The organism is Dyella humi (genome assembly GCF_044904605.1).
GTDB lineage: Bacteria > Pseudomonadota > Gammaproteobacteria > Xanthomonadales > Rhodanobacteraceae > Dyella_B > Dyella_B humi.
Map to the genome: position 1 here is coordinate 476,991 of NZ_JADIKI010000022.1, position 14,025 is coordinate 491,015.

At 61.6% G+C, this 14,025-nt stretch carries 15 protein-coding genes; all 15 read right to left on the reverse strand.

Features of this window, described 5'->3' with window-relative positions; all coding sequences use genetic code 11:
- Window positions 1–79 precede the first annotated feature (79 nt).
- Window positions 80–796: a class I SAM-dependent methyltransferase gene (locus tag ISP18_RS07085; RefSeq protein ID WP_380008642.1), complete on the reverse strand. Its 717-nt coding sequence runs from the start codon at window positions 794–796 to the stop codon at window positions 80–82.
- Entirely contained in the window at window positions 793–1,251 is a 459-nt protein-coding gene (locus ISP18_RS07090) for an acyl-CoA thioesterase (protein WP_380008645.1), read from the reverse strand. Before ISP18_RS07090 ends, ISP18_RS07085 begins: the two co-directional genes overlap by 4 nt.
- Entirely contained in the window at window positions 1,241–2,221 is a 981-nt protein-coding gene (locus ISP18_RS07095) for an LpxL/LpxP family acyltransferase (protein ID WP_380008647.1), read from the reverse strand. The genes ISP18_RS07090 and ISP18_RS07095 overlap by 11 nt, the downstream gene beginning before the upstream one ends.
- Window positions 2,218–2,574 (reverse strand): 3-hydroxyacyl-ACP dehydratase FabZ family protein, encoded by a 357-nt coding sequence (locus ISP18_RS07100; protein ID WP_380008650.1) that lies wholly within the window; start codon window positions 2,572–2,574, stop codon window positions 2,218–2,220. The genes ISP18_RS07095 and ISP18_RS07100 overlap by 4 nt, the downstream gene beginning before the upstream one ends.
- Window positions 2,571–3,116: a COG4648 family protein gene (locus tag ISP18_RS07105; RefSeq protein ID WP_380008653.1), complete on the reverse strand. Its 546-nt coding sequence runs from the start codon at window positions 3,114–3,116 to the stop codon at window positions 2,571–2,573. The genes ISP18_RS07100 and ISP18_RS07105 overlap by 4 nt, the downstream gene beginning before the upstream one ends.
- Window positions 3,104–3,373: a phosphopantetheine-binding protein gene (locus ISP18_RS07110; RefSeq protein WP_380008656.1), complete on the reverse strand. Its 270-nt coding sequence runs from the start codon at window positions 3,371–3,373 to the stop codon at window positions 3,104–3,106. Before ISP18_RS07110 ends, ISP18_RS07105 begins: the two co-directional genes overlap by 13 nt.
- Complete coding sequence (locus ISP18_RS07115) at window positions 3,370–4,176, reverse strand: lysophospholipid acyltransferase family protein (RefSeq protein WP_380008659.1); 807 nt, start codon at window positions 4,174–4,176, stop codon at window positions 3,370–3,372. Before ISP18_RS07115 ends, ISP18_RS07110 begins: the two co-directional genes overlap by 4 nt.
- Window positions 4,137–4,880 (reverse strand): beta-ketoacyl synthase chain length factor, encoded by a 744-nt coding sequence (locus tag ISP18_RS07120; RefSeq protein WP_380008662.1) that lies wholly within the window; start codon window positions 4,878–4,880, stop codon window positions 4,137–4,139. The genes ISP18_RS07115 and ISP18_RS07120 overlap by 40 nt, the downstream gene beginning before the upstream one ends.
- A gap of 199 nt (window positions 4,881–5,079) precedes the next feature.
- Window positions 5,080–6,303 (reverse strand): beta-ketoacyl-ACP synthase, encoded by a 1,224-nt coding sequence (locus tag ISP18_RS07125; protein ID WP_380008665.1) that lies wholly within the window; start codon window positions 6,301–6,303, stop codon window positions 5,080–5,082.
- Window positions 6,300–8,678 (reverse strand): MMPL family transporter, encoded by a 2,379-nt coding sequence (locus tag ISP18_RS07130; protein WP_380008668.1) that lies wholly within the window; start codon window positions 8,676–8,678, stop codon window positions 6,300–6,302. The genes ISP18_RS07125 and ISP18_RS07130 overlap by 4 nt, the downstream gene beginning before the upstream one ends.
- On the reverse strand, window positions 8,675–9,271 hold the full coding sequence (locus tag ISP18_RS07135; protein WP_380008671.1) for a LolA family protein: 597 nt from the start codon (window positions 9,269–9,271) through the stop codon (window positions 8,675–8,677). Before ISP18_RS07135 ends, ISP18_RS07130 begins: the two co-directional genes overlap by 4 nt.
- 164 nt (window positions 9,272–9,435) lie before the next feature.
- Window positions 9,436–10,215: a glycosyltransferase family 2 protein gene (locus ISP18_RS07140; RefSeq protein ID WP_380008674.1), complete on the reverse strand. Its 780-nt coding sequence runs from the start codon at window positions 10,213–10,215 to the stop codon at window positions 9,436–9,438.
- A 16-nt stretch (window positions 10,216–10,231) separates the two neighbouring features.
- The gene (locus tag ISP18_RS07145) at window positions 10,232–10,501 is read right to left on the reverse strand and encodes an acyl carrier protein (protein WP_380008677.1); all 270 of its coding nucleotides are present in this window, start codon (window positions 10,499–10,501) and stop codon (window positions 10,232–10,234) included.
- Between the two features lie 270 nt (window positions 10,502–10,771).
- Window positions 10,772–12,127, reverse strand: a complete 1,356-nt coding sequence (locus tag ISP18_RS07150; RefSeq protein WP_380008680.1) for a carbohydrate porin — start codon at window positions 12,125–12,127, stop codon at window positions 10,772–10,774.
- A gap of 254 nt (window positions 12,128–12,381) precedes the next feature.
- Window positions 12,382–14,025, reverse strand: a complete 1,644-nt coding sequence (locus ISP18_RS07155; protein ID WP_380008683.1) for an NRAMP family divalent metal transporter — start codon at window positions 14,023–14,025, stop codon at window positions 12,382–12,384.

A 14,025-nucleotide genomic window follows, 5' to 3' on the forward strand; every position in this document is an offset into this window, starting at 1 on the left:
CCTTGGGCTCTGACCGAACCCTCACCCCCGACCCCTCTCCCGAGGGGAGAGGGGAGAATGCTAAGCGCGCTCACGTGGCTCATGAGACAGGTTTCCTCGCCGCCACATTCACCAATGTCTCCTCCCGCTGCCCCGGCGGCGGTGGCGCTTTCAAACCCCAACGTTCCAGTAATCCAAAATCTTTGGAGCGACTCCACCACAGGTAAGGAAACGAAACATTCTTCGCCTCGAATTCGAACCCCTGCCAGCGCAGCATCTCCAAATATTCCTCCGCGCTCTTCTGCACTTCCATCGGATGCCGAAAGAACCAGCGGATCACCCAGGTATCGATGTACGCCTTGGTGGATTCGGCAAACAGCAGCAACCCGCCGGGTTTCAGTACGCGCCAGAATTCGGCGAGCGCACGTTCCTGTTCCACCAGGTGATGAAAGGTCTGGTGACAGAACACGATGTCGACGCTGCTGTCCGGCAACGATATCTGCGCACAATCGGCACTATGCAATTCCACCGCCATGCTTTCGCGCTCGGCCTCGGCCTGGGCAAGCGAAAGGCTGTGCGGATCGGCATCCAGCCCGAGCAGGCGCGCGGGTTGAAAGGCATCCCGCAACAGGGGGAACGATTTACCCTGGCCGCAGCCCACGTCCAGCAACGCGCCGCCTTGCGGCAGCGGTTCGCCGATCAGGCGTTTCAGATCGTTGATTGCCACACGCAGCACGTGATGTTGCCAAGTGTGCGTGCGCAGGAAATGAAAACCGATGCGTGTTTCTTCGACGTAGGTGGGGCTGGCGTAATTCATGGGGAGCCGGAAGAAGAATGTTGGGGAACGCCACGCAGCCGCTGTTCGACCGCATCGATGAAAATCTTGGGGGATTCCAGCTGCATTTCGCCGCTGGCGATGTGTACCGCCACTTGCACGCTGCTGGCGCGCGTGATGCGCTGGCCGCTGGCGGCATCTCGAATCAGGTAGTGAATCAGCAGACGGTTCTGCCACTCGACCAGGTCGGCGCGCACGATGAGCTGTTGGCCAAAGCACGCCGCCTGCACGTAGCGTAATTGCAGGTCGATCACCGGCCACGCATAGCCGGATTCCTTCATCTGCACGTAATTGTGGCCGATGTCGTCGAGCAGGGCGCAGCGTGCCACTTCGAGGTATTTCACGTAATGCCCGTGCCAGACCACGTCCATGGAATCGACGTCGTAGAACGGCACCGTGATCACTACGTCTTTATGCAGAACGCCGCTAGTTCGCATCGGCGGTCTCCTGGTCGGAAGGCAGCTCGGCCAACTGCCAATAAGCGTAGAAGTTGAACCATTGCTGGGGCGCGATCAAGCATTGTCCGGCCAGATGATCGGCGTAGCGCTGAACCCAGTCCTGAATGGTTTGATCGCGCCGGCCGCGTTCCCACTGCGCGCCGTCGAGGAAGGCGTCGAGGTAGATACGGTAGCGGCCATCCACTTTCAGGCAGCACAGAAGATTTACCGGGCAGCGCAGCAAGCCGGCCATCAGCCATGGGCCCTGCGGGAAGGCGGCCGCATGGCCGAGAAAATTCACCGGCACGCGCCGCCCGTCATTCAGTGGTACACGATCGCCGGCGATTGCCAGCCATTCGCCGCGTTCCAGGCGTTGCGACAGATCCATCATCATGGCGGTATCCAGTTCACTCACCTGGATCAGCCGCATGCTGCGATCGCCCGCCTCACCCAGCAGGCGATTGAATTGCGCGACGTGGCGGTTGTGCACCAGCACGTTGAGCGGCACCTGTTCGCTCAGCTCGGCCATGGCGCGGCACACATCGGGATTACCCAGGTGCGTCACCACCAGCATCTCGCCGCGCCCGTCGTGCCGGCTGCGCAGCAGGCGCGCACGCACGCCGGAAGGATCGATCAATTGCACCTGCTCGAACCGCAGCCGACCGCGCCACACGTCGAGCCTATCGAGCAGATTGTCGGCAAAGGCGATGAACTGCCCGAACACGCGCCGCCATGTCGGGCGCAAGGAAGCATTGCCGCTCCACTCGGCCAGATAGGTTTGATACTGCCGGATATTGCGTCGCGCGCTGCGCGCGGAGGCAAAGAAATACAACACGATCAGATACAACACGGGAGCCAACAAGCGGCGCCCGAACACACGCACGCTGAAGGCCGTCAGCCACATCAGGAAAAAGCTGCCGCGTTCCTTATAGGCGGACCAGTGACGTTCCTGCACCAACTGCTCACTCATGTTTCGGCGCTCCATGCCAGACGCCCTGAAGAATAAGCCGTCTCGCCGTTGCGATAGGCGAAATGCAGCTTATTGCGTACTTTGTCGTGGCGAAGCACCAGTTCCACGTGATCACCCGGGCGCAGCAGTCGCTGGAATTTCAGCGCTTCCATCACTCGGCAGCGCGGCGGTGTGCCCAAGCGCTTTGCGGCCAATGCAAGCGCCCATGCAACCTGCACCACACCCGGCAGCACGGGCGCTTCCGGAAAATGACCAGGGAAATAGATCAGATCAGGTGGCACGTACAGTTCCAGCGTCCACACGCCATCGTGCTCGCGTTCGCCCAGCAGCACCGGATCACGAGCCGCGCTCACGCTGCACCTCGCAAGCGTCGGCGCAGCAGCCATTCGCCGACGAACAAGGTGCCCATGATGAAGTACACCAGCAGGCCGTTGTAAAGCGTCCACCAGGCCAGCGGTGCCCACAGCGTCAATGCGGCCGACACCACGCCATTGAAGACGAAGAATCCCACCCATACCCAGGTGACTTTGCGCGTATAGGGAATCGCCTCGGGCGGCAAGTCCGGCTCACGCACACGCGCGATGCGTTCCACGATCGGCGGCCCGAACTTCAGGCTTAGGCCGAACGCGCAGAGCAGCAACGCGCTAATCAACGTGGGATACCAGCGCAGCAGCGTCGCCTCGCCGCTCAAGGCGAGCAACGCGCAGTAGGCCAGGGCGGCCGTCAGCATCCAGCGTCCGCCCGGTTGCTTCAGCAGGCTGGGCGCGCGGATCAGCCAGATCGCGCCGAGCACCAGCGCAAACATCGGCGGGGGCACGCGATCCATGCCGAAATACACCACGAAGGGATAAAGCACACCCGCCAGTGGTAGCAGGATGGAGGTCAGCTTGCGCATGCGTCCTGCTGTGCCTGCACGAAGGCGGCGAGCGTGGCGACTGTGGTGAAGTGCTGGCGCGCATCCTTCGAATCGGAAGCGATGCGGATGTCGTAGCGCTTCTGCAACGCCAGCGCCAGTTCCAGCGCATCCACCGAATCCAGGCCGAGGCCTTCGCCGAACAGCGATAGATCCGGCGGAATATCGTTCACGGTCACATCCTCCAGGTTGAGGGTGTCGATGATCAGTTGCGCAATGTCCTGTTGCAGGGCGTTCATGGCGAAAGCTCCTTTAGAAAAAGGGAATGCAGGTGCTGGTTGAGTCGTCGCGAGGCTATCGGCAGCGGAGCGGCTGCATTGAAGGTCTCCGGCGAAATATCCTGGCCTACGCGCAGCGTCACGCGCACGCGCCGTTCCGGGATGCGATACCACGGCTCGGCCTTGGTCAGCGTGGTCGGTTCAACGGTGATGAACACCGGCGTGATGACACGCGCACCGCGCAGCGCAATGGCGGCAGCGCCACGATGAAACACCGGCGCGCGGTTCGGCATGGTGCGCGTGCCTTCCGGAAAGACGATCAGCGTCTGTCCTTCGCGCAATGCGTCAGCGGCCTGCTCAAGCATGTCTGGGCTGCCGTTGTTGCTGATGTATTGCGCGCGGCATACCGGCCCGCGCGTAAAAGGGTTCCGCCACAGGCTTTGCTTGACGATGCAATTAGCGTCGCGAATGTGCGCGATCAGAAACACCACGTCGATCAGCGAAGGGTGGTTGGCGATGATCATTTGCCCCGGTCGCCCGAGGTGTTCGGTGCCCTGGAAGTCGTACTCCAGCACCGCGCTGCGATACATGAATTGCACGTGCAGGTAGAAGGCATTGCTGATGGCCATGCGCGCGCGTCGCCGGCGCGTTATCGCGTCGCCCGGCAGCAAGCCGAGCAGCGGCAGCACGACCAACCGCAGCGCCAACCCACCCACACCGAACAGCAGAAAACTCGCGCCGGTGGCTAGCAGCCGCCAGAGATAGTTGCCGGCGCTTGAGCGCCTTACGGGATGCGCTGCCAGATCCATCGCCGTGTCTTCCATACATGCTCGAGTGTGCTGTCCCCTGTATGCAGCGCACGCACGAAATCCAGGGCGTGCGGCCATGCACCGGCAGTGGACGTTCCCCGATTCGGTTCCAGGTGCAGCTGCCAGCGTTCGCCGACCGGCGCAGCATCCGATTCGATTCCCCCAACCCTCAGCGCTACAGCGTACGAAAATGGTACGTCGTCGATCCAGCCATCATAGGCGGGAGGAGGGCGTTCCTCAGCGATCACCACCAGCACGGACGTCGCGCCATCGCCGAGCAATGTCGCCGCCTCCAGCATGGCGTGCTCGAACGTATCCGCTTCGCCCGCAATGGCCACCGATTCGCCACGCTGCTCGCGCAGGATCGACCATTGGCCGGCGATGGCATTGTGTACGGAAAGCCCGAACTGAGTCGGCGAAAGTGGCTGCCCATCGGCCACTTCACCCAGCAGCGCGAACGTGCGCGGCGTTTCGCCGTGGCGTGAGGCGAACACGAACGGTAGTTGTTCGTTGTCGCCGCATAATGGCCAGGCGACATGCATGGTCATGCGTGCCAGGCGGCTGAGGCGGCGGCGTTGCATGGCTGGTAGGAAGTCACAGCTAGGCTGTTCGTTGTTGTCGGGCAGGCGAGTGGGGTGGTGAGCCCATGTTTGCCAGGCTTCATGGGTGTCGAGGCCAGGAGCCCAGGCGCGAAGCTGCTCGATGCGAAAATCCATCATGCGATGATTCTCGCGACGTTGCGCACTTTCCCCAGCACACCCGAATGCGAGGAGCGGCTCCCTCCCTTGCTTGCAGGGGAGGGTTGGGGTGGGGTGAGTACTTGCCGGAAGCTTTCCCGCAAGGGTTCACCCCCTCCCAACCTCCCCCTGCAAGCAGGGGGAGGGGCGGATATCAGTAAGCTTGAACAACTGGCGCGCATCAATCGCACGCCTTAAAGATCAACGACGTATTGATCCCACCAAACGCGAAGTTGTTGTTCATCACATACTCCGCCCCCATCGCACGTCCCGCACCCACGATGTAATCCAACTCCGCGCACGCCGCATCGGGTTCGCTCAGATTGATCGTCGGCGCGAACCAGCTGTCGCGCATCATCTGCACCGCCCACCACGATTCCAGCGCGCCGCATGCACCTAGCGTGTGGCCTACATAACTCTTCATCGAGCTGACTGGCACGTGCTTGCCAAGCACTAGTGCAGTGGCATGGCTTTCGGCCACGTCGCCGCGATCGGTGGCGGTGCCGTGCGCACTCACATAGCCGATCGCATTCGGCGAAAGTTGCGCATCCTGCAAGGCAAGCTGCATCGCCGTGGCCATGGTTTCGCTGGTGGGTTGGGTGATGTGATTGCCGTCAGAGTTGCAGCCAAAGCCCACGATTTCCGCATAGATGCGTGCGCCGCGTGCGCGGGCGTGTTCGTATTCCTCCAGCACCAACGTGGCTGCGCCTTCACCCACCACCAGGCCATCGCGCGCGCGGTCGAACGGGCGCGGCGTAAGTGCAGCATCGTCATTGCGCGTGCTGGTGGCAAATAGCGTATCGAATACCGCCACGCCGGGGCCGGAAAGTTCCTCGGCGCCACCGCATAGCATCAGTTTCTGCTTGCCATGCTGGATGGTTTCGTAGCCGTAACCGATCGCCTGGCTGCCGGAGGTGCACGCACTGGACGTAGGCAAGATGCGGCCCTTCAAGCCGAAGAACATGCCGATGTTCACTGCCGTGGTGTGCGCCATCATCTGCACATAGCTGGTGGCGGTCACGCCCTGCATGGAGCCGGTTTCCAGCATGCGGCCCATCACGCGCACCGGTTCCACGCTGCCGCCAGAAGAGCCGTAGGCCACGCCCATGCGTCCGTCGCCGATGCTGGTATCGTTCAGCAGACCGGCATCGCGCAATGCGCGTTCGCTGGCAGCCACGGCAAGTTGCGCCACGCGGCCCATCGAGCGCAGGTGTTTGCGTGGCCAGTCAGGAATTTGGAAATCGTCGACCGGACAACCCAGTCGGCTGTTCAAGGATTCAAAGAAATCCCACTCCGGCATGCGGCGTACTGCATTGCGGCCCTGGCGAAGGCGCGGTTCGATCGCGGACCAGTCGTGTCCAAGCGGCGTGATGCCGCCCATGCCGGTGATGACGACGCGCTTCATCGGCGTGTGCTCCGTGCAAAAGAAGAGTTCATAGTGGTGCTGGCCGGTACCAGCAGAGCAGTGAAGCCGATACCCAGCAACAACGTAAGGCCGAAATCTTTCAGCGCCGGCATCGAACTCCACGCCAACAGGCCAAACGACAGCAAGGCGGTGATGGCCGAGAGCAGCACGCTGGCATACATCGCGCCAGGGCGATGCGTGACATGCGGCTCGCCTTCGCGCAGAAACACCGCGTAATTTGCGCCGACGCCAAGCACTAGCATCAAGGCCATCCAATGAAACAGCGTGAGCGGATGATGCAGATAACCCAGCACCGCCAACGTAAAACCGATACCCAACACCGGCGGCGCGAGCACGCGCGGTACGCTGCGCCACCCGTAACGCCAGCCGAATACCGGCACGATCAGCAGCGCGGCCGCAAGCAGCCAGATACTGGCATAGCGGCGATAGCGGCCGAACAGTTCGGATACACCGGCCGCCTTGTCCACCAGCGTGACGCCGGGCAGATTGTTTGCCACTTGCTTCAAAAGCGCACTCGACGCATCGCCTTGCGGTAGTACCAATGACGCAGCGCCGTGTTGCGCATCGTCACCCATCCACAGATAACGGAACGGCGTGGCGACTGGTGTTTTCAGCCATGCTTGCAAGCTCAGCGGCGTGCTCGGCCACGCTTGCACGAGGCGATCGATATCGGCATCGCGAAAGCCGGCATTGCGCAACCATTGGCGCATGCGATCGGGTTGCGCGAATAGCGGCGCGAGCAACGCCTGATTGGCATGCTGACGCTGCAGCGACGGCACCATGCCGGCCAGCCCCATCCAACCTTGCAGTTGCCCTTGGTCCACCATGGCTTGCAGACGCTGTTCCAACGCTTCTTCGCGCTGCAAGACCTGTTCTTCGTCTGCGCCTTGCACCAGATAGAACTGCGTGCCGTTGCCGAGACCGGTGATCTCGCGGATTTGTTTTTCCTGCGCGACCAAATTGGCGGGCGGCGAAATCAACAGATGCACGTCGTCATCGTGGCGCAATTGCGACCAGCCAGGTATCGCGAGCAGAAAGGTCAATGCACCAAGCAATACGCCGCGGCGTCCGGACGTATGAGACGCCATGACATTTTGCAGCGCCAGCGCGATCCGAACGGAACCCGCAGACAACGATTTTGCCGGACGCTGCAGTAACGCCGGCAGCAGGAAGAACACGCTGAGGCACGCTACCGCCATGCCGACCATCGCGAAGCACGCCATCTGGCGCAACGCCGAGAACGGCACCAGCCCGAGCAGCGCGTAACCAAGCAGCGACGTGCCCAGCGCCAGCAGCAGGGCAGGGCGAACTTGGCGCAGGCCGCGGCGCGGTTCCCATGTTTCGCCGGCATTGGCTCGCGCAGTGAGGTATTGGATCGAATAATCCACCGCCTCGCCGAGCAGAGCGGCTCCGAACACCAGCGTCAACAGATAGATCTGACCGAACACCAGCACGCTTACGGTGGTAGCCGCGACGATGCCGACCGCGGTGGAAAGAAACGCCAGCAGCAGAGGTCGCAGCGAACGAAAAACCAGCAACAGCAACACCGCGATGCCAAGCGTGGACATCAAGCCGACGCGATGCACGTCGCGCTCGGCATCGCTGCGCGCAGACGCGGCGTAGAACAGAGCCCCTGTGCGCAAAACGTGCGTGCCGGGATGATCATGTTCGATCGCGCGTTCGGCCTGATCCAGCGCACTCAATGCGTGGCGCTGAATGGCGTCGTCATAGGAGGAGCCCCTGAGCGTAGCCGTGACCAGCACGTAGCTGCCATCGTCGCGATGTGCGGTGAGCAGATTGTCTTCCGGCAGCAGCGGCGAACGGCTCCATGGCTGTTGTTCCAGCCAGTGCTGCAGCCAGCCGAACGGATCATCCTGTAGACGTGTGCCGACGCCGGTGACGAACGGTTCGTTGATGCGTTGGGCCAGCGTCTGCTGCGGATCGTAACCGGGTTGCGCGAGTGCTTGGCGATCTGCATCGATCAGCAGTGCAAAGCGATGTGGCAGATAGGGCGTAACGAGCTGTTGCAGATCGAACGGCGGCAGCTCGGCGGTGATCGAAGCGAATACGTCATCCTTTGCAAGGGCTTGCCCAAATTCACGCGCCGCCGCTTTTGCATGCTCGTCATCCGCATTGGCGACCAGCAGGATGACGCGATCACCATTCGCATGCGCCAATCGTTGCGCGGCGACTTCGGCCAGCGGATTGCGCTCGGTGGCTGGCAGCATCGCCAGCAGGTCGGTCTGGATCGGCGAGCGTCCGCGCCCGAACAACAGCCATGCACCGAGCAGGGCAAGCAGTAGCGTCGCCACCGCGAACCATCCTGCGCGCAGCCACAGGTTCCGCTCCGTCATGGCAGGCCGAGCGCGTGCTTTTCCAGCGCGCTCAACGGGCCGGCGTCGCGGGTGTCGGTCATCTGGATATCGGTCTGCGTGCCGTCCTGCATGTCGATGCGAATGCGCTGCAGATAAGTGCCGCCGTCGAGCTGGATATCCTTCAATACCTGTGCCACGCGCGCCTGTTTCGGCGTGAAGCGCAGGTTCCATTGCGCTGCGCTGCCGTCCGCATGCACGTCGAACTGGCGCATCACCTCATCAAGCTGACCGCTCAACATGCCTTGCAGCATCTGCGAAATCTGGCTGACACCGCGCTCGCTGCGCATTGGCTGCGTGCGGCCATCGGCATCGATGAGCATGGTGCGCGTGCCGGTAAGCGCGCGCGTTTGTTGATAGGGCTGCTGTACTTGCCAGAGCATGCCGTGGCCGGTGACGAACAGCAGTTGACCGCTGCTGGTTTGCGGTTGGGTGAGTGCGGGGTTCTGGCGTTGCTGGGTGAAGGCGGCGCGGACGGCGGTGTGTTGGCTGAGTTGGGTGAGAATGGTGTGGAGCAGGTCCGTGCTTTGTGCGTGGGCGTTGAGGCAGACGAGTAGCAATGCGAAGAGCTGCAAGAGAAATCTGCGCGCTGAGAACGAGCTCCCTCCCCTGCTTGCAGGGGAGGGTTGGGGTGGGGTGAGTACTTGCCGTGAACTTCCCCGCAAGTGTTCACCCCCTCCCAACCTCCCCCTGCAAGCAGGGGGAGGGGCAAAGGCAGTGTCTTGCGTTAAACATGCAGTCACGCCGCCCATGCCGCCCTTCTCCTCCGCTTACGCCACAACAGCATCGGCGCACGCGGCAGCATGCCTAGCAGCAGCCGGGTATGCATCGCGGAAATACGCAGGTTGTCGTGCAGCATATGAAAATGGGACAGGCCGTTTTCCGGATAAATCACTCGCGTGGGCAGGTTGCGCACCGACACACCGTGCCAGATCAGGCGCACCGCCACTTCGGTGTCGAAGTCCATGCGCGCGGGCAAAGGCGCGCGATCGATTTCGGCACACGTCGCTTCCAGCGGATAGAGACGGTACCCGCACATCGAATCACGCAGCATGAATGACAAGGTTTCCAACCACACGCATACGTGGGTGACATAGCGCCCGTACAGGCGTGCGCGCGGCACGCTGGCATCGTAGATCGGTTGACCGCAGATCAGCGTGTCGGGATGCGCGCGGCCTTCGGCAAGAAAGCGCGGCACGTCTGTGACGTCGTGCTGACCATCCGCATCGATCTGCAAGGCATGGGTAAAACCACTATCGCGCGCGGCAATCATGCCGGCGGTGAGCGCGCGACCTTTGCCGCCGTTGCGCGGTAGATGGATCAGCTGCACATCGCACGAAACCAATCCATCGAGCACGGTGCGCGTAGCATCGTTGCTGCCGTCATCCACGATCACCACCGGCAAACCATGCGCACGCAGCGCCTGCACCGTGGCCGCGATGGTGTCCTTGTGGTTATAGATGGGAATCAACGCACAGGGGAGGAAGGTTCCCGCGGCCGAGGCTGGCGCGTGCGACATGGACATCCGCCGGCGCTCAGCGCGCGAGCAGCGCGCGCACGGTGGCGACCACGTCGCCGACCGTCCGCACATTCTTGAAGTCCTCGGGCTTGATGCGCATGCCGGTCATGTCCTGCACTTGAATGGCCAGGTCCACGGCATCGATGCTGTCCAGCTCCAGGTCGGTGAACAGATGGGTGTCGGGGGTGACCCGGGCCGGATCGATCTCGAACGTTTCACGCAGCACATCCTTGAGCCTGAGCAGGATGTCCTCGTCGCTGATTCCGGTTTCCATCATTGCGTTCATACACACCCAGCCTGCTCTGCGGCCCTGCATATCTCCCCGAGCCTTATCGGCAGGCGCTGAGCGCGCTCCAGCCGAAGGCCGGGAAACTTTGATTTTTCCTAACCCGCAGAGCGGGTTCCCCTTTGCGCTTTGCCAGTGTAGGCAAGGCGTTACACACATTTTCTTGCGGGGAAAAAGTCTAACAGACTGTTGTGTAGCTGTGTCTGTGGGCCAGGCGCCGGATAACTCCGGCGCCCTCCAGTACCGGTGGGTTTAGTTTTTGCTTCCTTTTCAGATCTCCAGGTGTACGCGCATACCGTAAATAAAAACGGGCCCCCGGCGATCCGCGTTGTAGCCGGGGTTGAGGATCACCTGGAAATCGGGGCTGAGCTGAACACCTTTGAAGAGGTGGTAGTTGTAGTAGGTCTCCAGCACATCTTCCCTGGCGTAGCGGGTGAGCTGACCGTCACCCAGAAATCCGCCCAGACCACCGGCGGCCAGATACTCGCGGTGCTGGCGATTCAGGCCAGCGGTGGAGAAGGCAACGCCAAATACATCATCCGGCCGATTCCAGCGCGTGCCGTTGACAGAAATGCCGCCCGACAGATCGTTGTCGATTTCGGTAAATGCATATTCTTCGATGCGGTCGTTGGCCAAGCTGGCTCGCAGGAACACACCGATGTCGCTGCTCAGCCGTTGCTCGAAGCTGATCCCGTAGCCCACCTTGGATGAAGGCTTGCGCACGCTGGTCACGTCGGGAGGATTGCCCGTGCCTTCGGCGGCTGCGATCGCATCCAGATAGTTGCCGGCCCAACTATGATTGCGAAACACCAGCACACGCACCAGGCCGGGCAGATCGCCGACCTTGTGATCGTGTTCCACTTCCAAGTTGTCGCCGTGATACGTCCAGATCCGGTGATTGAGTGTCGTGCCGTTGGCGGCTTTAGGCTCCATGAAGCGGCCCACGCGCACCACCCAGTTGTCCCAGTAGAACTCGCCCGCGCCGCCGATGGTGTAGGCGCGCGCATCGGCGGCATAGTCCCACGCGCCATGCGTGATCAGCGACCAATTCAGGAATTGCGTGCGAGGATCATTGGCGTAAGTGTTCTTTTCGAAGATATCGGTCAAGGTGATCTTGCCGAGCGTCACTACGAAGCGGCGCGCGTCGTAGTTGCTGGCGAGCTGATTGGGGCCATCTTCGACGTGGATGGAATCGCCGCCCAGATTGAACGTCTGCCGCAGAAACCAGCGCGCCAGGTAACCGCGCGGATGCGTGCCGCCGTTCTTCTGGATTTCGCCGTTGTTGATGCTGGCTAGGCCGAAAAGATGCGACAGCGGTTTTCCGACCACCACTTCCGGATCGACATAGATCTCGCCACCTTTCCAGAAGCGTGCACCCACATACGCCGTGAAGGTCGAGGTGTAACTGTATTCGGGCGACGTCGACAGACTTTGCGGACCGGTATAGGGCGCGCTGAAACCATCCTTGTGCTGATACACGTAGGTGGTTTGTGCGTGGAAGTTCCAGCGGTCCTCGGTGGTGTCGCTGGAATTCTTGGTTTTGGCGGGGGACGGCGGCGAGCCGCGGACGGGGTCGTTGGATGCAAGGCTGGTGTCCTGGGCCGTGGCAGGGGCCGTACAAGCCATCGTTCCCAGGATGAACAGCAGCGCGGAAGAGTGTTTTCGAGCGATTTGAGCTTGAGTGCGCATTGCGAAGAACTCGATTTGAAGGTTTTTTGGCGCAGCGCTGCCCGCAGCAAGTGCAGAGCGCTTGCTGATCGAAGCAGTGCAGGAGAAGTGCGTGTGTGCCGGCGCTAGCAGCCGGCTTGCCTCAGCACGATGGAGGTTGGCTGCGTCGAAACCACGCGTTGGGCCATGAGCGTGTCATGCCGGTGTGACCTTCACGATCTGGCAAGCACAAGCTGCACCACCTTCACGATGGCAAGGATCAGCGCGGCCGCCAGATAAGCGCGTAGCACGCCAAGCCAGATGCGCCGGCGCATGCTCATCTGCGCTGGGGGCAGCTTGCTCAGTGGCGGCATACGCCAATGGGCTTTGTCGACGGCAACGCTTTCCGGCACCGTGGCGGTGGGGCGGCGCAAGTGCAGAACCCAAAACGTGATGGCAATGGCCAACGCCAATACGCCACCACCGATGAGCACGCCGATGATTTGCGCACTGGTGATCGATGGATAGAGCACCGATGCCGTCAGAATGATCGACAGCAACACCAGTACAGCCACCACCGCAGTGGTGAAAAGGTTGGTGATGGGTTTGTTCACCCACGGTCCCAACACGGCCTTGTCGTTGCACAACAACAGCAGAAACACTGACGCACCCGGCAGCAAGATGCCAGCCAGAGTCTGCACAGCATTGGTGATGACGCCCAGCGGGGCGTTGGGAATCAGCACTAATGCTGCGGATACGGCAACCAGCAAGGCATAAACGGCATAGAAGAGCTTCGCCTCCGTGGGCTTGCGATGCAGCGAATGGTTGACCGCCAACACATCGCCTATGGCATAAGCCGTGGACAGCGACACCGCGGCAGCGCCGATGATGCTGGCATCAATCAAGGCGATCGAAAACAGCACCGAAGGCGTGGCGCCCACGTATTTGGCAATACCTTCCGCCACCGCGCCGGCATCTGCGAACTGCCCCATTTCGGGCCGACCTGCAAACGTGGCGGCCGTAAACGCAATCATCGCTACTGCACCGACGATCACCAGCACGATGCCGATCCACAGATCCGCCTTCTCGTAACTCATGAAGCGCGGCGTGATGCGCTTGTCGATCACATAGCTCTGCTGGAAGAACAACTGCCACGGCGCCACCGTGGTACCGACGATGGCAATGATCAGCAGCATCACGTCGCTCAGTGGCGCACCCTTTGGCATGCTCGGCACCAGCATGTGGTGCGCGATTTGCCCGATCGGCGGATGCACCATCAGCAGCACCGGCACCAGTAGCAGGCTGCCTACTACCAGCAGCAGCGCAAACCGTTCGAAACGCCGAAAGTTGCCGGTGGACGCGGTCATGATGATCAGCGCCGCTGCGATCATCACCCCCCAATTACGCGAAAGGCCCAGATGATCCAGGCCCAGGCTGATACCGATGAACTCGGTGACGATGGTGAGTGCGTTGAGAATGAAAAGATCGATCACGCTGAACGCACCCCAGAACTTGCCGAAGCGTTCAAGAATCAAGCGCGCGTGACCCACGCCGGTCACGGCGCCGAGCCGCAGCACCATTTCCTGGTTCACGTACAAAACCGGAATCAGCAGCGACAGCGTCCACAGCAGCACCGTGCCGTAATTCTGGCCGGCCTGAGTGTAGGTGCTGAAAGCGCCGGCGTCGTTGTCGCCCACCATCACGATCAGGCCTGGGCCAAGAATGGCAAGCAAGGTGCGCAAGCGCGCACCCCAGCTATCGCGTCGTGCATGGTCGTTGTGGACAATGGTGCCGAGTGCGCCGCGGATATCGCCCACATGGGCGCTATCGAGCACGGCGGTATCGTCGGCTTCTTTTAATTGGGTGACAGTATTCAT

Coding starts and splice junctions, on each gene's coding strand:
- ISP18_RS07085 (WP_380008642.1), bottom strand. CDS start 796: ATGAATTACGCCAGCCCCACCTACGTCGAAGAAACACGCATCGGTTTT.
- ISP18_RS07090 (WP_380008645.1), bottom strand. CDS start 1,251: ATGCGAACTAGCGGCGTTCTGCATAAAGACGTAGTGATCACGGTGCCG.
- ISP18_RS07095 (WP_380008647.1), bottom strand. CDS start 2,221: ATGAGTGAGCAGTTGGTGCAGGAACGTCACTGGTCCGCCTATAAGGAA.
- ISP18_RS07105 (WP_380008653.1), bottom strand. CDS start 3,116: ATGCGCAAGCTGACCTCCATCCTGCTACCACTGGCGGGTGTGCTTTAT.
- ISP18_RS07110 (WP_380008656.1), bottom strand. CDS start 3,373: ATGAACGCCCTGCAACAGGACATTGCGCAACTGATCATCGACACCCTC.
- ISP18_RS07115 (WP_380008659.1), bottom strand. CDS start 4,176: ATGGAAGACACGGCGATGGATCTGGCAGCGCATCCCGTAAGGCGCTCA.
- ISP18_RS07120 (WP_380008662.1), bottom strand. CDS start 4,880: ATGATGGATTTTCGCATCGAGCAGCTTCGCGCCTGGGCTCCTGGCCTC.
- ISP18_RS07125 (WP_380008665.1), bottom strand. CDS start 6,303: ATGAAGCGCGTCGTCATCACCGGCATGGGCGGCATCACGCCGCTTGGA.
- ISP18_RS07130 (WP_380008668.1), bottom strand. CDS start 8,678: ATGACGGAGCGGAACCTGTGGCTGCGCGCAGGATGGTTCGCGGTGGCG.
- ISP18_RS07140 (WP_380008674.1), bottom strand. CDS start 10,215: ATGTCGCACGCGCCAGCCTCGGCCGCGGGAACCTTCCTCCCCTGTGCG.
- ISP18_RS07145 (WP_380008677.1), bottom strand. CDS start 10,501: ATGAACGCAATGATGGAAACCGGAATCAGCGACGAGGACATCCTGCTC.
- ISP18_RS07150 (WP_380008680.1), bottom strand. CDS start 12,127: ATGGCTTGTACGGCCCCTGCCACGGCCCAGGACACCAGCCTTGCATCC.
- ISP18_RS07155 (WP_380008683.1), bottom strand. CDS start 14,025: ATGAATACTGTCACCCAATTAAAAGAAGCCGACGATACCGCCGTGCTC.